This is a genomic window from Ectothiorhodospira lacustris (genome assembly GCF_022227785.1).
In the GTDB taxonomy this organism is placed as follows: domain Bacteria; phylum Pseudomonadota; class Gammaproteobacteria; order Ectothiorhodospirales; family Ectothiorhodospiraceae; genus Ectothiorhodospira; species Ectothiorhodospira lacustris.
Genome location: NZ_JAJNQM010000065.1, coordinates 1 through 20,577 on the forward strand (window position 1 = coordinate 1; position 20,577 = coordinate 20,577).

Annotated in this window: 13 protein-coding genes and 1 tRNA gene; 7 read left to right on the plus strand and 7 right to left on the minus strand. The window is 62.0% G+C overall.

Features of this window, described 5'->3' with window-relative positions; genetic code table 11:
• On the minus strand, positions 1-1,396 hold a 1,396-nt coding region (locus LQ952_RS11995), incomplete at its 3' end, for a CHASE domain-containing protein (RefSeq protein WP_238622877.1).
• Positions 1,397-1,423: 27 nt separating this feature from the next.
• Here LQ952_RS11995 and LQ952_RS12000 point away from each other — a divergent pair.
• Genes LQ952_RS12000 through LQ952_RS12015 form a run of 4 tightly spaced genes read left to right on the plus strand, consistent with a single transcriptional unit; the run spans position 1,424 to position 5,931 of the window.
• Positions 1,424-1,654: a hypothetical protein gene (locus tag LQ952_RS12000; protein ID WP_238622878.1), complete on the plus strand. Its 231-nt coding sequence runs from the start codon at positions 1,424-1,426 to the stop codon at positions 1,652-1,654.
• A gap of 51 nt (positions 1,655-1,705) precedes the next feature.
• Positions 1,706-3,139, plus strand: coding sequence for a hypothetical protein (locus LQ952_RS12005; protein ID WP_238622879.1), 1,434 nt, complete (start codon positions 1,706-1,708; stop codon positions 3,137-3,139).
• A 13-nt stretch (positions 3,140-3,152) separates the two neighbouring features.
• Complete coding sequence (locus LQ952_RS12010; protein WP_238622880.1) at positions 3,153-4,202, plus strand: caspase family protein; 1,050 nt, start codon at positions 3,153-3,155, stop codon at positions 4,200-4,202.
• Positions 4,189-5,931, plus strand: a complete 1,743-nt coding sequence (locus LQ952_RS12015; protein ID WP_238622881.1) for a hypothetical protein — start codon at positions 4,189-4,191, stop codon at positions 5,929-5,931. The genes LQ952_RS12010 and LQ952_RS12015 overlap by 14 nt, the downstream gene beginning before the upstream one ends.
• Positions 5,932-5,974: 43 nt before the next feature.
• Here the strand turns inward: LQ952_RS12015 and LQ952_RS12020 are convergent.
• Together LQ952_RS12020 and LQ952_RS12025 are read right to left on the minus strand one after the other, a co-directional pair.
• Positions 5,975-6,050 (minus strand) — tRNA-Asn (locus LQ952_RS12020).
• 57 nt (positions 6,051-6,107) lie between these two features.
• Positions 6,108-7,292: a pyridoxal phosphate-dependent aminotransferase gene (locus LQ952_RS12025; RefSeq protein ID WP_238622882.1), complete on the minus strand. Its 1,185-nt coding sequence runs from the start codon at positions 7,290-7,292 to the stop codon at positions 6,108-6,110.
• 134 nt (positions 7,293-7,426) lie between these two features.
• Between LQ952_RS12025 and uvrB the strand changes: the two genes are divergently transcribed.
• Genes uvrB through LQ952_RS12040 form a run of 3 tightly spaced genes read left to right on the plus strand, consistent with a single transcriptional unit; the run spans position 7,427 to position 12,342 of the window.
• Positions 7,427-9,445, plus strand: coding sequence for an excinuclease ABC subunit UvrB (uvrB, locus tag LQ952_RS12030; protein WP_238622883.1), 2,019 nt, complete (start codon positions 7,427-7,429; stop codon positions 9,443-9,445).
• Complete coding sequence (locus LQ952_RS12035) at positions 9,442-10,659, plus strand: L,D-transpeptidase family protein (protein ID WP_238622884.1); 1,218 nt, start codon at positions 9,442-9,444, stop codon at positions 10,657-10,659. Before uvrB ends, LQ952_RS12035 begins: the two co-directional genes overlap by 4 nt.
• Positions 10,660-10,716: 57 nt before the next feature.
• Entirely contained in the window at positions 10,717-12,342 is a 1,626-nt protein-coding gene (locus LQ952_RS12040) for a methyl-accepting chemotaxis protein (RefSeq protein WP_238622885.1), read from the plus strand.
• Between the two features lie 495 nt (positions 12,343-12,837).
• Here the strand turns inward: LQ952_RS12040 and csx2 are convergent, their stop codons facing one another.
• The 4 genes from csx2 to LQ952_RS12060 are packed head-to-tail and all read right to left on the minus strand — an operon-like array spanning position 12,838 to position 20,323.
• Positions 12,838-13,998, minus strand: coding sequence for a TIGR02221 family CRISPR-associated protein (gene csx2 / locus LQ952_RS12045; protein WP_238622886.1), 1,161 nt, complete (start codon positions 13,996-13,998; stop codon positions 12,838-12,840).
• A gap of 38 nt (positions 13,999-14,036) precedes the next feature.
• Complete coding sequence (gene csm6 / locus LQ952_RS12050) at positions 14,037-15,167, minus strand: CRISPR-associated ring nuclease Csm6 (protein WP_238622887.1); 1,131 nt, start codon at positions 15,165-15,167, stop codon at positions 14,037-14,039.
• Positions 15,168-15,179: 12 nt separating this feature from the next.
• Entirely contained in the window at positions 15,180-17,648 is a 2,469-nt protein-coding gene (locus LQ952_RS12055) for a UvrD-helicase domain-containing protein (RefSeq protein WP_238622888.1), read from the minus strand.
• Positions 17,645-20,323 (minus strand): PD-(D/E)XK nuclease family protein, encoded by a 2,679-nt coding sequence (locus tag LQ952_RS12060; protein WP_238622889.1) that lies wholly within the window; start codon positions 20,321-20,323, stop codon positions 17,645-17,647. The genes LQ952_RS12055 and LQ952_RS12060 overlap by 4 nt, the downstream gene beginning before the upstream one ends.
• Between the last annotated feature and the right edge of the window lie 254 nt (positions 20,324-20,577).

Below are 20,577 nucleotides of genomic sequence, written 5' to 3' on the forward strand. Positions count from 1 at the left end.
TGGTGTCGTGCATGCCGATGACCTTCTCCAGCGCGTCCTGGAAAAGCATGGCGGCGGCCACAACCCCCTGAGGGTCTGAATCGGCCTCGCCGCCCTGATGGGTTCGGTGATTGACCCGCTTGAATATCAGGCTGCCCCGTTCATCCTGAGCAGAATCCAGGTACAGCAACGAGACGGGGTGGGTGCCGATGACCCTGCCTGTACTGACTGCGCGCATCAGGGCAATGCGATGACTCCTGTGGGAGCCCATGTCAAATCCCAGGGTGGACCAGCCTTTGCCCGGCGGCTCAATATAGAGTGCCGGATAGTGGATTCTCAATGAATCCTCGGGCACCAGACGAATGCCGTCCACAGGGTTGTATTCATGGAGCCGGAATCCGGGCAGTCCATTGATCCGGGCCTGAGCCTCCGTGAGGAGGCGGGTGTCCGGCGTGACCCTGGGTACCCACATGTAGGCCTGAAGCGGGGAACGTTCCGTCAGCGGGCGAACGTAGTCAATAAAATCGAGGCGACCGTCCGCACCGTGAACTTCCATGAAACGCGCCAGTACATGCAGATCGTCCGATGCCCTTTGAAACACTTCGCGGAGTCGCTGCGCATACTGCGAGGCTTGCCGATCGAAGACTCGGAGCTGTTCCTGTTCGGTGATCTGTCGCGCCAGAAGCGTGCCAAGGGCCGTGAACAGGAGGCCGATGATCAAGGTGGTGACGACGATAGCTGCCAGTTCCCCCTGTTCCTGGTGGTCTTGATTCTGTTCGACCGGCCTGAGTGCCCGGACGATCGCCACGGCAAAGATGAGCAGAAGCAGGCCGGCAACGCCCAAGCCGGGCAGCCATGTCCGCATCAGGTTGCGATCCCGCAGATCCGTGGGGATCTCCAGGCTGACGATCAGCAGGACCTCGCCGGTACGGGGATGGAGGATGGGCGCCAGGGCGCGGGTGTAATGGCCGTATTCGTCCGCATGCCTGTCGGTAAAAAGCGCTTGACCGGTGTTGATGATGGTCTGCAGATCGTCTGATGATCCCTTGTAGGGTTCTCCCTGCCGCCCGGCATCGGGCGGGGCATGGCTTTCCGGTCCGTACAGGAACATGCCTTCGCGGGGGATGATCGTGACGATCCTCAGGTGTGAGTGCAGCGCCGCAAACGATTTCAGCTGTCTTGTGATGCCGTCCAGTACCGGGGTGCGTTGTCGCAGATTCCCCCTTGCCATGGCTTCGGCATCTTCCCAACCCAGCGCCGCGGCAAGTTGGGTCACCTGGTTCAGAAGGCGTTCCTGGAGGGTATGAGTCGCAATGTTGGCCTGCCACAGGGAGAGGGCCAGCACCAATATGATCAGTGCGCCGCCGACCAGTCCCAGGGACAGGGCCACTCCCCTGCGCTGTGAAAACCAATCCATGATGGTGTTTTTTTCCTGGAATGCTCGATGGAGGGCACGATTACACAAGATATATTTTTTGACTGTAAAAATAAATTCAAAAAATTTGCAGCAGTGGTTTCCAGTTCTATTCGCCGCTTTTTAAGTAATATTGAGATTTCAAAAATGGAGATTTCGCAAATGATCAGTCAGCGCATTGTGGTGGTCTGCCCTACCGGAAATGGGGCAGGGGGGGGTGGCGTCCTTGACAGTGGGCCGGAGGGCAACTTAACTCAGTAGAGCAAGCGGATCGTGAGTCAGTCCCATGTGTCTTTCGACGGGTACGCAGCCATGCCCATATTCAGCGGATTGAACTACGTCAATGTGGGTCCCCGTGGGCACTTCACGCCCAGTGGGGCGATCAGGACCACGCCCGACGACATCGACGCCATCTTCTCCCATCTGGCGACCCATCAGATCAATAAGCTGGTCATCCACTTCCACGGCGGTCTGGTGCGGGAGTCCGCAGGTCTGGAGGTGGCCCGCAAGCTGACACCCGTCTACACCCGGGCGGAAAGCCACCCCGTGACCTTCATCTGGGAGACGGGCCTGCTCGAAACCCTCTCCCGCAACCTGACCCGGTTGCACGAGACCCGGCTCTTCACGAATCTGCTTACCTATGTGGTTCGGCATGTGGCCAAGCGACTGGGTGGCGGTATCGGTGCCAAGGGTCCGGGAGAGGTCATGAGCGATGAAGAAATCCTGGCGGAATTGTTGCGAGACGATGCCTTCGACCGCTTCGATGCCGGTGCCCGGGGCGGTGCCCGGGGGATCCGCGTGGAGGATCTGCCCCTGATCCAGGATGAGATCGAAGCGGAAGTGGCCCTGGAGATGGAAGCCGATGCCACTTTGGTTGATTTGCTGGACAGCGGCATGGCGGAGACCGAATACCTGAAGCCTGACGTGATGGGCGCCCCCTCCACCGGTGCCGCCAAAGGGATCGTCAGCACTGCCCGCCTGGTCAAGGCCGTGGCGGTGGTTTCCTTCCAGGTGCTGCGACGTTTTGTGCGGGGCACGGATCACGGTCTGTACCCCACCGTGGTGGAGGAGATCCTGCGGGAACTCTACTTGGCCGATTTCGGTGCCTGGGTGTGGGGCGGAATGAAGCAGGTCGCCCAGGACATGTGGTTACCCAATGGGGCGGCGATCACCCAGGACAGTCACGTGGGGACCTATTTTCTTGAAAAACTATCCGCTTATCAGCAGGCCCATCCGGGATTCATCGTCGATCTGGTAGGTCACAGCGCCGGTGCCATCGCCATCTGTGAGATGTTCAAGGCCGGCGTGCGGAGTCAGTTGCCGTTGACGGCGCGCTGGCTGATCTTCCTGGCTCCCGCCTGCCGCACGGATCTGTTCCTGGAAGAGGTGGTCATGCGCCCGGAGCGGTTTGCACATTTTCGCATGTTCACCATGAAGGACGCCCTGGAGACCCAGGACAGGCTGGTGCCCGGCATCTACACCCGGTCTCTGCTGTATTTCATCGCCGGAGCGCTCGAAGACGAGCCGGGAGTCGGGATCGCGGGACTGCACCGGCAGTCATCGGGACAGGCGCCCTACGATGAAGGCATGTACCGGCAGGTCCGGACATGGCTGGATCAAGGGCACCGGCGGGTCCTTTCCTCCACCGGCCAGGTCCCACCCGGGCTGATCAGTCATGCAGCCCGACACGGGGATTTTGACGACGACGAAGCCACCCGGGACAGTCTGGTGGCGCTGATTTCGTGACGAGGCCGGTCTCGTGTCCCGACAGCCCCTTGACTATGCACTGGTGATCGGCATCAATCATTACCCCTGGTATGGCGATGGTAGCCGTTCTTTGCAGGGGGCCATCCAGGATGCGGAAGACGTGGCCGAGTGGCTGCTGGACCAGCAGACCGGAGGTGGATTGGCGGCGCATCACCTGAAACTCGTCACTTCCCGCCTGGATCCTCTGGCACCGGCCAAGCAAGATATCGACGACGCCCTGCAAATCCTGGTGAAACAGGCCAGGGACGAGGGTGCCCGCCGTTTCTACTTTTATTTCAGCGGCCATGGTCACGTGAGTGGCGAGGTTCGCCACGATGTGGCGCTTTGTCTGCCAAGCTGGTCCCGGGACCGCCGTCATGCCGCCCTGAGTTCCTGCCGTTATCTGGATTATCTTCTCAAGTGCACCCCCTTCACCGAGATTGTCGTCATGCTCGACTGCTGCCGGGTGCGCCAGGTGGCGGCCATCGGCAATGCCTCCGATCTGGATTGCCCCCTGCCGGCTGGGCTGCCGCGCAGCGTTTTCGTGGCCTATGCCAGCGAATTTCTCAAGGCGGCCTTTGAGGGTGGTAGTACCGCGCGGGGTGATGAGTCCGGGGCAGAGGAGGACGATGAGGTCATGGAGGTGCGGGGCTATTTCACACGGGCACTGCTCTCAGGTCTGCTTGCCGGGGCCGCCCGGCCGGAGGGCGGGGTGACCGCCAGGGGGCTCAAGCAGTACCTGGAAGTCCACGTGGAACGGATGAGCGATTTCAGGCAGCGGCCCCAGATCCCCCTGGACATGAGTGAGGATGTGGCAGACAGCATGCTGTTTGGCAGCGCGCTTCCCGAATCCAATGTGGAGATCCATTTTGCCGCGGACCGACATGGCATGATCGAACTGATCGGTCCCACCGCCGAGGTGCTGAAACGGGACGATGTGTCCACGGGGCCGTGGCAGGTGCGACTTGAACAGGGGCTGCATGTGCTGCGGGAGGTGGACACGGAACAGGAGCAGTTGTTGCGATTCATGCCCACGTCCGGAGTGACCCATGTGCAGTTCTGAAACCAATGGCCTGTTCCAGTCTCTGCGCGCCTCAAGTCCTGATCCCGGTGACGTTCATGAACTTGGAGTGCGGGTGGTGGATGCCCGTGGACAGATATCCATGGATACACGCATCACCCTTCTCAATGGCTGGGATGTGTCCACTGCCCAGGGACAGGGACAACTGAAGGCCACCCTTCCTAAAGGGTTGTATACCCTGCGTCTGGAGCGTGCCGGTGCGGTGCGGGAAAAGACCCTGCAGCTCACTGCGGAACTGCAGCTCCAGGAGCATGAACCGCGACGGGAGTCCGGGTTGCCCGCCTTCGACACGGTCGATGTCCACGAATACTACGCCTATACCGCCAGAGATCTCAGCCATCGGGATACCGATAGCAAAGGTGTCTTGCTGGCCGGGCATGACGGTAGCGACAGGGGCCGGTTGTTCCTGTTCGTCCGGGCCGCTCGGCGGGGCGCCCATGGCGGCAGGGATATTGCGGCCGCTCTGTCCCTGCACGCGCTGGACGGCCGGTTGCTGACCGATTTCGGCGCTGAGGTGATCGTCAAGGATGAGAACGATGGCTGGATGGCCTTTTCAGCCCCCGTTGCATCGGGAAGCTATGTTCTGCGTTTCAGTGGGCTGGGGGCCATGGAAATGCTGGTGACGGTATTTGACGGCTGGGAGACTCAGCTTTTCATCCCCTTTGAACATCGGCCGCGCCTTGAGCGTGGCAGCCTGCTTCTGGCCCGGGCAGGGCAGGGCTTCGATCCCGATGACCGTGCGGCACAGGCCGTCGACGCCGGGCTGGCGGGTCTGCGGGATGGTGTAGACCTGCTGCCCCGGACAGAACGGGACATGCTGCTGATGGGCAAGTTCGACAACCCCATGCTGGGCCTCATCGGTGCCCATCTGCTGTTGCTGGATTCTGCGCCGGACTGGCCGCTGTTCCAGACCGTGCTCGGCAATCTGGAGGGGCTGTTGCCCGGAGCCATGGACGTGCACGCCCTGCGCCTGGCGGCCACCCTGCGACAAGGTGGCGATTTGCCGGATCTGGCCGTGATATCCCCGCCCATGCTCAGCCGGGGACTGGCTGCGATCCTGGAGGCCAGCGGTGTCAGGCCCGAGATCGTCCCCGAGGGTGGCTTCATCGAGAGGATTTCCCCCTATCTGCAGTCGGGGTCCAACTGGACCAACTGGAGCCTGGAGGGAGGCGGGGATCCCCGGCAGTTCAGTCGCCTGGCCGATGCCGAACTTGATTCAACACTGACCCCTGAAGTGGAGCAGGGGGTGGGATCTCCGGGAGTCGCCGTCGCCATGGAGGCGCTGGTGGCCATCGGTGCCGCAGGACGGGTGCTGCCCTCGGTACTGTCGAATATCGCTCCGGCCACCGGCGCCGGCCTGTCAGAAGTGTTGACCGAGATCGCGCGGCCGGGGGTGAAACAGGTCCTGGAATGGGCTCACACCCGGGGAGGCGCAGTAACCCGCAAGGTGGCCCATCAACTGGTCATGGACGGCATTGACGCTGCGTTGCGCAAGGCCGTGCAACGATCACCGCTTCACGCCCCAACAGCCGATTTGCCCCCGTGGGTCCTGTCGCTGCTGGCGGAGATCCATGGGCGGGGCGCACCGGTGGATCTGGCGGCCGTTGCCCGCGAGGCGCATTTGCCCCTGGGCCTGCTGCAGCGGGCTCTGGACAGGCCGGCAACGGTATCCGGGCAGACGCCGGGCGGTGTGCCGCCGGAGGGGAAGTAGAATAAAAAAAAGCCCGGACGATTGTCTGGGCTTTTTTTATGCCTGGCTCCCCGGGACGGGCTCGAACCGCCGACCTAGTGATTAACAGTCACCCGCTCTACCGACTGAGCTACCGGGGAATTGCTTTGGAAGCCCGGCATAATACGGATCCCGCCGGGCTTCGTCAACACCTTTTGTTAGCCTTCCACCGCGCGGGCGATTCTTTCCACCGCCTGCTTCAGGTTGTCCATGCTGGTGGCGAAGGAAATGCGCACGTGACCTTCGGCACCGAAGGCGGAGCCGGGCACCAGGGCCACGCCCACCTTGTCCAGCAGGTACTCGGAGAACTTCACGTCGCTGTCCATGCCCAGCTTCTCCATCGCCCCCTTGACGTTGGGGAAGGAGTAGAACGTGCCGTCGGAGGGCAGGCATTCCACGCCGGGGATGGCGTTCAGGGCCGCCACCAGGTAGTCATGACGCTGCTCGAAGGCCTTGCACATCTCGCCCACACAGCCCTGGTCGCCGTTGAGGGCGGCCTCGGCGGCCTCCTGGGCGATGGAGGTGGGGTTGGAAGTGCTCTGGGACTGGATCTTCTTCATGGCGGAGATCAGGGCCTTGGGGCCGCCGGCATAGCCGATGCGCCAGCCGGTCATGGCATAGGCCTTGGAGACGCCGTTGAGCACGATGGTGCGTTCATACAATGCCGGGCAGGCCATGAGGATGTTCACGAAGGGCGCGCCCCGGAACATCATGTGCTCGTACATGTCGTCGGTGGCCACCAGCACATGGGGATGACGCAGCAGCACTTCGGCCAGGGCGGCCAGTTCCTCGTGGCTGTAGGCCACGCCGGTGGGGTTGGAGGGGCTGTTGATCACCACCAGGCGGGTGCGCGGGGTGATGGCGGCTTCCAGCTGCGCGGGGGTCATCTTGAAACCCTGGGACTGATCGGCGGAGACGATCACCGGCTGGCCGTCGGCCAGCAGCACCATGTCCGGGTAGGAGACCCAGTAGGGCGCAGGGATGATGACTTCGTCGCCTTCATTCAGCAGTGCCTGGGCCAGGTTGAAGAAACTCTGCTTGCCGCCGCAGGAAACCAGGATCTGGTCGGGTTGGAAGTCATGACCGTTGTCACGCTTGAATTTGTCGATGATGGCCTGCTTCAGGCCGGGGGTGCCGTCCACCGCGGTATAACGGGTCTTGTTGTTGCGGATGGCGGTGATGCCGGCTTCCTTGATGGGATCCGGCGTATGGAAATCGGGCTCGCCGGCACCCAGGCCGATCACGTCGCGGCCCTGGGCCCGCAGCTGGGCGGCAAGGGCGGTCACGGCCAGGGTGGGGGAGGGCTTGATGCGCTGAACGCGGGAAGAGAGCTTGATGTCCAAGGCGATGTCCAGGGAATGCGTGTGTGGATGGGGTTCTGCGTGTGCACACCCGGCGGGGGTGCAAGGGCGCGTACAGGAAAGACGCGCCGAGTCAAGGTAGGATGATACTGAAACCCGGTGGATAAGATAAGCCCATGGACTCATGTTTCCAGCTCAAGACCCCATACACCCCGGCCGGCGACCAGCCTGCCGCCATCGCGCAGTTGCTTGATGGCCTGGACGCCGGACTGGCCCATCAGACCCTGCTGGGGGTGACCGGCTCCGGCAAGACCTTCACCATTGCCAACGTCATTCAGCGCGCCCAGCGTTCGGCCATCATCCTGGCTCCCAACAAGACCCTGGCGGCCCAGCTCTATGGGGAGATGAAGGAGTTCTTCCCGGACAACTCGGTGGAATACTTCGTCTCCTACTATGACTACTACCAGCCGGAGGCCTATGTCCCGTCTTCGGACACCTTCATTGAGAAGGACTCCGCCATCAACGATCACATCGAGCAGATGCGCCTGTCCGCCACCCGCGCCCTGCTGGAGCGCCGTGACGCCATCATCGTCGCCAGTGTGTCCGCCATCTATGGCCTGGGTGACCCCCGCGCCTATCTGCAAATGGTGTTGCACCTGAAGCGCGGCGATGTCATCGACCAGCGCCTGATCCTGCGCCGCCTGGCGGAACTGCAATACACCCGCAACGACCTGGAGCTCAAACGGGGCACCTATCGGGTGCGGGGCGAGGTCATAGACATCCACCCGGCGGAGTCGGACCGGGAGGCGGTGCGCATCGAACTCTTCGACGAGGAGATTGAGCAGCTCTCCTATTTCGATCCCCTCACCGGGGAGGTGCTGCGTCGGGTGCCACGCCTGACCATCTACCCCAAGACCCATTACGCCACCCCCCGGGAGACCCTGCTGGCGGCCATCGAACAGATCAAGGACGAACTGCGGGACCGCCTGGAGGTGCTGCGCCGGGCGGATCAACTGGTGGAGGCCCAGCGCCTGGAACAGCGGACCCGCTTTGATCTGGAAATGATGCTGGAACTGGGCTACTGCTCGGGGATCGAGAACTACTCCCGCTACCTGTCCGGACGCAACGCCGGGGAGCCGCCGCCCTGTTTCCTGGACTACCTGCCCGATGATGCCCTCCTGATCATCGACGAGAGCCACGTCACCGTGCCCCAGCTGGGGGCCATGTACAAGGGGGATCGGTCCCGCAAGGAGACCCTGGTGCAATACGGTTTCCGGCTGCCCTCCGCCCTGGACAATCGGCCCTTGCGCTTTGAGGAGTTCGAGGCCCTCTCGCCCCAGACCATCTTCGTCTCCGCCACGCCCGGCTCCTATGAGCAGGAAAAGGCCGGCCAGGTGGTGGAGCAGGTGGTGCGTCCCACCGGGCTGGTGGACCCGGCCGTGGAAGTGCGCCCCGCCGCTACCCAGGTGGATGATGTACTCTCCGAGATCCGTCTGCGGGTGAAGGCGAACGAGCGGGTCCTGATCACCACCTTGACCAAGCGCATGGCCGAGGATCTCACCGATTATCTGGGTGAGCACGGGGTCCGGGTGCGCTACCTGCATTCGGACATTGACACCGTGGAGCGGGTGGAGATCATACGCGACCTACGCTTGGGAGAATTCGACGTGCTGGTGGGGATCAACCTGCTGCGGGAGGGGCTGGACATGCCGGAGGTGTCTCTGGTGGCGATCCTGGACGCGGACAAGGAAGGCTTCCTGCGCTCGGAGCGTTCCCTGATCCAGACCATTGGCCGGGCGGCCAGAAACCTCAACGGCAAGGCCATCTTGTACGCGGATACGATCACCGGCTCCATGCGTCGGGCCATGGACGAGACGACTCGCCGCCGGGACAAGCAGATTGCCCACAATCAGGCCCATGGCATCACCCCCAGGGGGGTGCAAAAGCGCATCGCCGATATCATGGAAGGGGCCTATGCCGGCGGTGCCATGGCCGCGCCGAAACGCCATGCCAAGGTGGCCGAAGAAGAAGTACGCTATGCACGGCTGTCAACCCGGGACATGCTCAAGGAGATCAGTCGCCTGGAGGCGCGCATGCTGGAACATGCCCGTAATCTGGAATTTGAAGAAGCGGCCCGTCTGCGGGACGAGGTCGCACGTCTGCGTGAGGGGATGTTGGGGGTGGTGGAATCATGAAGTCCAGGATCTTGTCTGTCCTGACCCTGCTGGGGGCATGGGCATGGAGTCTTTCCGCCGGTCTGGGAGCAACGACCCTGTCGCTGCAACCGGGCTCGGATCTGGTGGGCGAGTTGCGGCATGTGGAGGCCCGCCATGAGCATACCCTGATCGACATCGCCCGCAGCCATCAGGTGGGGTTCGAGGCCATTCGCAACGCCAACCCGGACCTCAACACCTGGATCCCCGGCGAAGGGGCCAGGGTGCTGCTGCCGCTGCAGTTCGTGCTGCCGGATGCGCCGCGGCGGGACATCGTCATCAACCTGCCTGAGATGCGCCTGTACTACTTTGCCGCGGACGGCAAGCAGGCAATGTCCTATCCCGTCAGCATCGGGCGCATGGACTGGGACACCCCCCTGGGCACGCTGAAGATCACCGAAAAGCGTGAAAATCCCACCTGGACCCCCCCCCAATCGGTGCGGGAGTCCTACGCGGCCCAGGGCAAGAGCCTGCCGGCGGTGGTGCCGCCGGGACCGGACAACCCCATGGGTGAGTTCGCCATGCGGCTGAGCCGCCCCAGTTACCTGATCCACGGCACCAACTGGTCCACCGGCATCGGCATGCGCGCCACCCATGGCTGCATCCGCATGGACAATAACGACATCCGCACCCTCTATGGCCGGGTGCCGGTGGGGACATCCGTCAATATCGTCAATCAGCCTTTCAAGGCTGGCTGGAAGGGGGATGTCCTGTACCTGGAGGCCCACCCACCCCTGGAAGAGTTCAAGGCGGATCACAGCCTTACCCCGGCCGTCCAGCGCATCATGGCCGCGGTGGGAGAAAAACCCGCCCGGGTGGACTGGGAGCGGGTACGCCAAGTGGCCGAGGCCGCCACCGGTGTGCCTCAGCCCGTGGGCTATCAGGGCGAGCTGACGGCCTTGCCCGAGCTGCGTCTGGGGCAGCGTCCCGCGCCGGCGCCGGCACCGGAAGCTGTCGCCGGGGACTGGTTCGTGCAGATGGGCAGTTTCAGCGAAGCCGACCGCGCCCGGATGCTGGGCACCCGGCTGGAGCAGGATGGCTTTGCCGTGAGTGTTTCCGAGTTCAGAAAGGGAGAACGGCGGATGTACCGGGTGCTGCTGGGGCCGGTGGAAGACCGGACAGCCGCCACTGCGCTGGGTGAACAAGTGGCCCGCCGAACGCTGATCGAAGGCATGGTGATACAGCTGCCGCGCTGATTCAGTGGTAATTTGTAGCCCCTGCCCACCAAGTAACACTGAACCGACGGAAACCTGATGACGGCTTCTCAACTGACCATTGGTCGCAAGCTCGGCTTGTCTTTTGGCATGGTGCTGCTTTTATTGCTGGGTATTGCCTTGATCGGTTGGAACGGGCTCCATCGGGTCAGCGAGGCCAATACCCATGCGGCCGAGATCTACGAGCAGGCCATCTTCCAGGTGCAAAAGGAGGTGGATCACCTGGTCTGGGTCAACGGTTTGGCCAATGTCTTCGTCCTGGGTAGCCGCTTTACCGGTCAGCTCGATCACACCCGATGCGATTTCGGGCAATGGTATTACGGTTTCAAGGACAGCGCGGCCTATCAGGCGGCAGCAAGTGATTTTCGCCGTACCTTTGATGCCATCGAAATGCCCCATATCCAGCTGCATCAGACCGCGTTGCGCATCCTGCGCACGGTGGAGAACGGCAATACGCAGGCGGCCCTGGCAGTTTACCAGGACCACACGCTGCCTCATCTGGAGACCCTGCGTCGCCTGCTGACGGAGCTTGGTCAGGCACTGGAACGGGAACGGGACCAGGCCATGGAGCAGGCCCGGACTGCGGCATCGACAGCAACGTTCATCATGGCTGTGACCGTCTTGGCGGCCTTGCTGGCGGCGGTGTTGCTGGGCTTCATGCTCACCCGCGGTATCGTGAATCCCCTTCGGCAAACCACGCATCATCTGCGTGCCATCGCCGAAGGTGACGGGGATCTGACCCGACGTCTGCCCGTTTCTGGCAAAGACGAGATCACGGATCTTTCTTCCGCCTTCAACGCCTTTGCCGATCGCATTCATGCCCTGGTACGGCAGGTGGTCGGGGCCTCGGCACAGCTGGCGTCCGCGGCGGAGCAGCTATCGGCCTCCAGTGAAGAGACCCGGGAACAGGTGCAGCGCCAGCAGTCGGAAGTGCAACAGGTGGCCACCGCCATGAACGAGATGGCGGCCACGGTGCAGGAAGTCGCCCGCAATGCCGCCGAGGCCGCCGTCATGGCTCGAACCTCCGATTCCCAGGCGCAGGCCGGGGGGCGTGAGGTGGATGAGTCCATTCGTACCATCCGGGAGTTGGCCGCGGAAGTGGAGCGTACCGCCGTTGTGATTGGACGGCTTTCCAAGGACAGCGACGAGATCGGCAAGATCCTGGATGTCATCCGGGGGATCGCCGAGCAGACCAACTTGCTGGCCCTCAACGCCGCCATCGAAGCGGCCCGGGCCGGCGAGCAGGGGCGGGGGTTTGCGGTGGTCGCCGACGAGGTCAGGACCCTGGCTTCCCGCACCCAGGCTTCCACCAACGACGTCCAGGCGATGATCGAACGCCTCCAGAATGGAGCCGGCGAGGCGGTTCAGGTCATGGAGCAGGGGCGCGGCAAAGCCCGCCAGGGGGTGGAGCAGGCGGGCAAGGCGGGCGAATCCTTGAACGTCATCACCCGCTCCATCGGCACCATCAATGACATGAATGCTCAGATCGCCAGCGCTGCGGAAGAACAGTCCGCCGTGGCCGAGGAGGTCAACCGCAACGTGGTGAACATCAGTGACGGCGTTGAGCATGCCGCCACCGGTTCCAGACAGATCGCCGCCGCCAGCGATGAGCTGGCCCGGCTGGCCGCTGAGCTGCAGGAGCGGGTCGGGCAATTCAAGGTTTAGTTTCGTCCGCTTGCCGAAAGCTGCTGTTCTTTGTCACCACGCCCGCTCTTTGCCATGACTCCCGCTCTCCTGCCGGGGTACTCCCGCTCTTTGCCATGACTCCCGCTCTCCTGCCGGGGTACTCCCGCCCCTTGCCATGACTCCGGCTCCCTTGCCGTCACTCCCGCCCCTTGCCGTCACTCCCGCCCCTTGCCGTCACTCCCGCGAAGGCGGGAGTCCAGGGTTTTCACTCCGTTGCCTGGATTCCCGCCTTCGCGGGAATGACGTTTTTGGGGGCGTCTCCGGGAATGACGTGACGGCTTTTGATTGCCGGATTAATAGTCTTGTCGGATCGACGGTTTAACTAATATCTACGCGAGATTACGCAGCAGACGTGTACCGGTTTGCAGAGACCGGGGCTTGCCAATGGTGATCCGAGTGAACTCGGGGTAAAGCGCGCCTCCGGCGTCAAGCCAGTGGGCAGTCAGTTTGGTCAAAAGTGGCGCGAAAGTCTATCTAATGATAGAAAACCCCCAGCCTTTCTCCCAGTTCCTTGAGTTTCCTTTTCAGTCGGATTTCATCCAGCAGGAACCTCTCGATTTTCCCGTCATGGGCCTGCAGCCCATGGGTCAGGGCATTGCGCAGGTGGTTCAATTGGCGGAAACCTTCCGCCGAGTGTTTGAGAGTGTCTCGGGCGGTTTCCCGATCTTCATACTGATTCACTTGTCCCCCACTCCGCAGGACTTCCGCCGAGATCACCGACTCCAGGGAAAAGATGGCCGCCCGCACATAATCCTCCCGATCCAGATACTGCCGGGCCAGGGCGCCTTCCCAGGCCGCCCGGTCTCGTCGCTTGTGCCAGGCCACTCTTTGCTCCAGTTCCCGGCGAAACAGGGTGGCTGCCGGGTCGTCCGCCGGAAAACGATCCGGCTTGCTGGACCATCCCGTGAGCGCCTCGCGCGCCTTCACCGGGTTGTTGGTGCGCTCCAGGAACGCGGCCCGGGCCAGCTGTTCTCCCGCTGGACCCAGCAAGGGGGCAAAGGCACCATAGTCGCCATCCTTGTCGTAAGTATTGAGTGTCTGCAGCCAGTCCGCGATGCCCAACAGACCAATCAGATTGTGTACTGGCGCCTGACCGGTATCCGGGTCATAGGCCCCGTACCAGATTCCGTCGATGCTCGCGCCACGGGCCACTCGCAGATACAGGGCTGCCAGCAGCGCAAGCATGGGCAGATGCCGGAAACCGTGAGTGACATCGATATGGACCCGATCATTGGCCTGTACATGGTGGGCCATGATGCTCAGGATGTCCGTCTGTTCCTTCTCGGTGCGACAGTAGGGGATGAGTACCAGGTGCACCTCACAGCCCAGGTGGTCCGCCAGCGGTCCGGTCAGCGGGGCGAGCAGGTCCGGTGTCACCCGCTTTTCCTCCACCGCCTGTATCAATCGCAGGTGATCCCCTTCGGGCAGGTTCACCCCGTCATCGAACAGGTGATCCCACATACTGCCGGATGTGCCCATGATGATCAGTCGTTCGGCGCCCAGACGCCGACGCAGGGGCCAGCCGAAAAAAGCCGTTGGTTCGGCGTCCATGCCGTCGCCGAAGTCATAGCAGGTGGTGCGATAACGCCCCTCCTGTCTAGGGGCACGGCCGAGGAAGGTGAGGAGTGTGGTCATGGGTGCTTTTCCCTTGGTTATATTTTGCCTTGCCCGGCTCAGTCCACAATACGGATCTGCTCCGGTGTCAACCCAAGACGATACTTGCGCGGTCGTGACCCGCCATCCTGGACTTTGTAGGTCTCAAATGACGGACCGAGCTGGGTGCGAAGACTCTTCTGAAGTCGGGAGAGTAACTGCGAAAAGTAATGGCCGTCCATGCCCTTGCTCAGGGCATTTTCCGTCATCTCGTTGTCCGCCATCGGCGTCTTCTGCACTGCCTGCAGGGCTTCTAGATAGCGGTCACGCCATGCCGCATCGGGGACTTCCTTGCAAGGGGCTTCCAGCGGAGGAAGACTGTCCATGGCGCGCCTTGCAAACAGCACATACAGGGCCATCTGGGTGGGGGAGAGCTGGATATTCCGCCTGCCCAGGGTGAGGCTTCTTTCCGGCAAACGGATGACCAGGCTGGGCGGCGCAAAGGCCTCCCGGGCATTTTCCACGACTTCACGGTAGGTGACCCGACCTTCCATCAACCGGGTATCCAGGCCATGCCGAAGACCGACGAAAGGAATGTCGGCGAGGGTGACCGTCGCTTCCCTGGCATCCACGGGACCATGCTTGGGGAGATTGAGTACCCGTGATTGACGACTGGGGTAGAAAAAGTCCCAGGTGGATTCAAAGGGCTCGGATACCAGCACGTGGGAGAGCCGATCCTGGGGACGGCCGAATAGAGACAGGGCATAACCCAGAAAAAATCCCATGGTCTTGCGCCCGCCGGCGATGGACACATGAAGCGCGGAATGTTCGTCTTCGGTCAGGCGACGCACGGTGTCAGTGATCTGGTCGGCGGCTGCCAGATTGTCCGCCGGTGAACGGATATCCTCCAGGGGGCGGCCATCAGGATCCTGAATGATCTGGATATGCGCTTCGGTGAAGGTCATGTCCGGTAGTTCGTATTCGCGACACAAACGGTCAAACCAGCCCGGTTCCTGGGACAGCAATGACAGCCGGGCGCGCTTGGCCCCTTCCAGGGTCGTGAGCAGATGGATTTCCGTGGGCAGAAACCCGGGCGGATCGGCCATCGCCAGCGCATAGAGGGTTTCGGTGACGATCTGGGGAGAAAGCCCGGTCACTGCCAGAAGGATGCGCCTGGGATAATTTGCCGGGTTGTGGTGTGTGGGGTGCATGGCATTCCAGCCTTAGATCAGATGTTTTACGTTGATCGGTATGGGGGTATTGCCAATGGTCACCGGCTGTTCCCCTGGTTCCAGGTCAAGATCGAGCACCGCAATGCCTTTCTCGTCCACCAGTTCGTCCAGCCAGCGGGTGTTCAGTTTGGACGATGACTTGCAGACCTGTCTGCGCAGGGCCAGGATCATCCCGTCCCTTGCCCGAGTCATTCCCACATAAAGCAAACGCCTGGCCTCATCTCCAGCCCGGTCGATGGCTTCCCGGTGTTCGGGATGGCTGGATAGACGCTGTTCCAAGGGGGCAAAGCGTTGCTGGGTGCCAAACGGCCAAGGCCAGTAGTGGATGGTTCGATCGGCCAGTGGATGGTTCAGATCCAGCTCGGTTGAAGCCGCCATGCTCACGCCGAAACCCGATCCCGATATTTCCCGGTCCAGATCGGTCAATATCACCACCGGCCATTCAAGTCCCTTGGCGCCATGATAGGTGATGACCTGGACCGATTGATCGCCCTGCAAAGGGGGTTGCCTGGTTTCGTCCCGTTGCAGATGGCGGATCAGACCCGCCAGGGTCGCCGGTCGGTGGTAAAGCCGACAGCGCGCCTCATAGGCCAGACAACAGCCTCGCAGGGCATCCAGATTGGCCATCCGCCGCAGGGGGCGGTGCCATGCTTGTACCGTGGGAATCAGGTGGATGGCTTCCATGGCCATGAGCAGTGCGTCGGTGGGTGAAGCCTTGACGGCCCACCGGGATCGGGAATCCTCCAGTGCCTGGATCAGCGGATCCCGGCGCCAGTCATCAAGGGCCCGGGCATCGTCGGTGATCAATGCTTCCAGCCATGATGCGTTGGCAGGGTGTTGGTGTGAAAGCGCCACGATTTCCGCAAGCGCCAGCGTGTCACCGACGTCCTGCCAGTAGCGCAGGGCAGCCAGGGCCAGGCGGCATTCGGTGGCTTCCATCAGGCGGCCCTGCTGTGCCGAGGCGGGAATGCCCGCTGCCTCCAGAGCCGCGGCCACTGACTGACAGTGCCTATTCTGAAAACACAGCACTGCCAGGTCGCCGGGCTGTAGTTCCGGGCGTTGTTCCAGCAACTGGACGATGCCTTTCACCAATGCCCGGTTCGCCTCATCGCCACTGCGGCCATGCAGATGCCAGGCTTCGAGCCATCCACCCTCCGCATCCTTGCCCGGCGGTAGATCAAGGGAGATATCCTCTGCGCTGCGTTCATGGAATACCCGGGTGAATACGGCATTGCAGAAGTCCACCAGACGTGCCCTTGAGCGCCATGAAGTGGTCAGGGACTGCGTCTGTCGCACTTGGGTGGTGATCTGATCCATCAAGGGGTAGTCGGCGCCGCGAAAGCCATAGATTGCCTGTTTGGGGTCGCCAACCCATACCGAGCGGCCCACCCGGTTATCCAGTGCCAGGAACAGGGCAAGCTGGATGGGGCTGGTGTCCTGGAATTCATCCACCAGAATCTGTTGTACACGGGCATGGATGGCTTCCCGGAAATCGGCGTGTTGCTCCATCATGGACAGGATCAGGTTTTCCTGGTCAATAAAATCCACCAGGCCATGGCGCCGTTTATAGTCCTGATATAGATCCAGTGCCTTCGTGGCGCAGTCGAAGATGCCGTGTATCAGAGTCTGCAGATCTTCATGCAATCCGGGATGGGAGAGCACCTGTTCACCCAGAGCCTTGAGGGGGGCCACCCAGTGTTGCCCTTCCTTGGCCGGTGTGAGCTTGGCAAACCGCACCCATTCCGTCCAGGCCAGTGCTTCGCCGCGATGGACCCTGTTCAGGCAGGGTTGAACGACCCGGAGGGCTTCCTGTGTGGCTTTTTTCGTTGAGCGCAGGTTCAGCAGGGCGGAAACGGTTTCCGGCAGGATGGTATCAAGCTGTTGGTCAGGGGATGCCATGTCCGCCGACCCCAGTGCCTTGGCCAGTCCTTGCCAGGATTGTTGCGCACTTTGCCGGAGCTGAGCCTCATTCATGAGGTTGCTCCTGGCCAGGGATACCACGGCCATGACATCGTCGCGCCAGTCGGGACGGCGGGCATGGCCTGAACCGCCGCCATCCCTTTCCAGGCGCCGTGCGACCGGTTCCAGTCGCACGGCATGTTGCTCCAGTGCTTCCGCGGTGGCGATGCGAAACAGGTCACTGGATTCCTGTTCATCCAGCACCTGCAGGCGGGGTGAAAGACCCGCTTCCATGGCGTACTCGCACAGCAAGCGATGGCAGACACTGTTCACCGTGCCGACCAGGCCGCCCAGCACAGCCTGGGCAGCGTCTGTCTTCCCGGAAGCAAACAAGGCGCGGCGCAGACGTTGTCGAATGTCTGTTGCCGCCCGATGGGTGAACGTGGTGATCAGCAGGCCGTCGGCGGGCAGTCCCGTATCCAGAGCCGAGAGTGCTTCCCCAACCAGATGGAAGGTTTTGCCCGTGCCGGCGCCAGCATTGATGAGTTTGATGCCATTCATGCTTCATCTCTCCGGTTGAGGCCGCACAATGCGTCAAATTCACAGAAATGACAGGGGGGCGGCAGGTGTAGACCCGTATCCTCTTCCGGTTGTTGATCCGGATGGGGTTCGTCACCCTCGTTCGTCATCTCGGGGGTGTGCTGGGTGGCCCATGCACGGATGCCACTGGCCTCCAGGCGGCCTTCTTGCCATGCGGTCATGCGCTCCTGCAAGGTGACCCAGGCCCGTTCCCAGATGACTTGCGGGTTTACCCCGGCAGGGGCGGGTGTTGCCGGATCGTTGAAGCCGGCGTCAAGGTATTCGCACTGGTTCAGCATGAAGTAGCCCGCCCCCACGTTTGGTGATTCCGGGTCCGTACCGAGCAACCAGGCGTACATGGCCAGTTGCAGCGCCTCACCGCGATCGATTTCCTCGCGCAGGTAGCGGTCCGAGCCTGACCATTTGAGGTCCAGCACATGGCGACGCCCCAGTCCATCCGCCAGGATCAGATCGGCTCGACCGGAAAAACCGATGTCTCCCGCCAGACCGGACAGCGCGCATTCCACGGATTCGATCCGTTGCCCGGTCTTGCGTAGATGATCAAAGAGATGAAAGGCCGAATTTGTTGCCGCCTGTCTGGCTCGTTCCAGACGTATTTCCTGTCCGGGCAAGATCAGTTCTGGAGCCAATATGGAAGCCCAGTAATCAAACAGAAGCATCGCCCGATCCGCGGCTTGCCGTGGCGTGAACCGGCTCGCATGAGGGTGACTGCACAAAGATTCAATCACCCGGTGGCATAGCCTTCCCTGAACCGACGCATCGCCTTGGCGCGCCAGCAGGGCAGGGCCGACCAGTCCGACCTGGTGTTGCAGGCACCATTTCATCGGGCAAGCCAGAAAATCCCGTAAGGTGCTGTAGGAAAAATGCGTCGGACGACGAGTGACCCCGGCAGGCAGTTGATGGATGGCCCGTGGCGGGGAAAGCGGCTGATCCGACGTGGGTGCCACGATCACCCTCCGGCCCATCACCCAAGGGGAATGGGGCTGCAGCAGTTCATCGCAGTGGCAGTCGCGGACGGGGGTAAGGCTTTGCAGCTCGTCCAGAAATGGGTGATTGCCCGTATCCACGCCTGCCGTTCTTTCCGGTTGTACCAGCAGCAGATGATTCCGGCAGTGTGACAAGGCCTGTCGCCATGCGTGGGATTCCAGGTGGAACGTGTCCGTGGGTAGCGTGGTTTGCAGACCATGTGACCGCATGGCCTTGAGTTCCGCGTCGGTCCAGCGATCCACTTCCTGCGGGTGCCGAGGCGCGGTGAATCCCCAGCAGATCAAGGTTTCGCAACTCTCCAGCAGTTGCCCCGGATGGTTCAGCACTTGTCCGGTGGTTTCCACCGGCGCAACCGGCGCGCCTGCCAACGACTCGTTGATGCTGTGGAGCATGCGTTCCAGTCGCGTACGGGGAATCCTGTTCTGACCCTCGGTGATGGCCAGCAATGCATGGGCCTGATCCGTCAGGTCTGTCCTGATGGACGGGTCCAGTTCGCAGGATGCGATCCAGTCCAGTATCCAGCGACAACGCATGGCTACCGCTTCCACGGGGGCCCCCGGTTCCGGTGCGTGTCGGTCCAGCATCAACTGGTGGTGCAATATCCTGATTTCATGCCGGATCTGTTCTCGGTCGGCGTTGATGCCAGCCTTCCAGCCCAGGTCCATGGCTTGACGTTCTATCCTTTCCCACGCCTTTTTCCAGGCAGGACCACCTACGCCGGGTTCATTTTCCAGAGCCTGGACCAGTGTAGAACGCACGAAATCGGGAATGGGAGAGCAATCCATCAACAGCAACGGGTAAAACGCTTCCGTATCCAGGGGGGCCCAGAGGTTTGCAAGCAGCAGAGGCAAAATCTGCAGGTGTGCCGACAGTGACGAAACACGAGCCTGCCCCAGTCCTGGCAGTCCCCGGCGCTGCAAGGCCTGATCCAGGATGAGGGAATCCTCAAGGCACAGGAGGCTCACTGTTTCATTGTGTTTCGTCGAAGCGGCAAGCCATGCCGCCACATACTCCGCGCACTGCCATTCATTCCTGCCCAGAACTCTGACCACGGCATCCTTGCCCCCCTCGGGGTGCTCCGGTGGATATCCCCAGGGCAGGCCCGCCGGCTGCGAAATCGGGAAGGCATGATCCAGAATGAGGGTATTGCCCGTGGCCAGCGCATCCACGATGCGTCGCCAGGGATAGGGCAGCAGTGAGTAGGGCGTCTGCAGCCGAAGGCACCGAATACCGCACTGCCGGCCCTGTAAAAGCGCATCCTGCACCTTTCGTAGGCGTTCCGCTTCTCCGGCAAGGTCTGTCCCCGGCAGATTGGACAAGGCCCGTAGACGAGGGGAGCCATCCAGAGGGGTAATGCCGTCCCCTCCCGCCAGTATCAAGCGATCCCTGGCGTCCAGAAGATATTCCGCGGTTGCCCAGGGATCCGCTGAATATGAACGGACCCACCAAGGATCGGGGTTGCCCATCGCCTGCATGCCGCGAAGAAATGCTGCGATACGGACAGGTCTGGAGAATAACGCGCCAGCCAGATCAAGACGGTTTTCCAGCAGGGACAGCAGCCTTTTCGGACCCATCCCGAGCTGGCCTGCGAATGCCGTTTCGGTACGCCGGGGCATCCCATCCAGGTAAAGGCCAAAGGTGATCTGCATGTTTTGTATCGCTCCGTGCTGTCCGAGTGCAGGAGAGTGTGCACCTCGGCACGGCGCCATGAAGACGCGGCAAGCTTGCCATCCATTCCGTTGGGGTTATCCACGTTCATACTGCCATCCAGTGATCCGGATGCCCGGGAGTGACCTGGATGGCGAAACGGGATTTTTACCTGGCGGCGTATGACGTCTCGGAGCGGGGCCGGCTGTCCGCCGCCCTGTCCCTGGTCAGGGCCTATGCCACGGGTGGGCAGAAG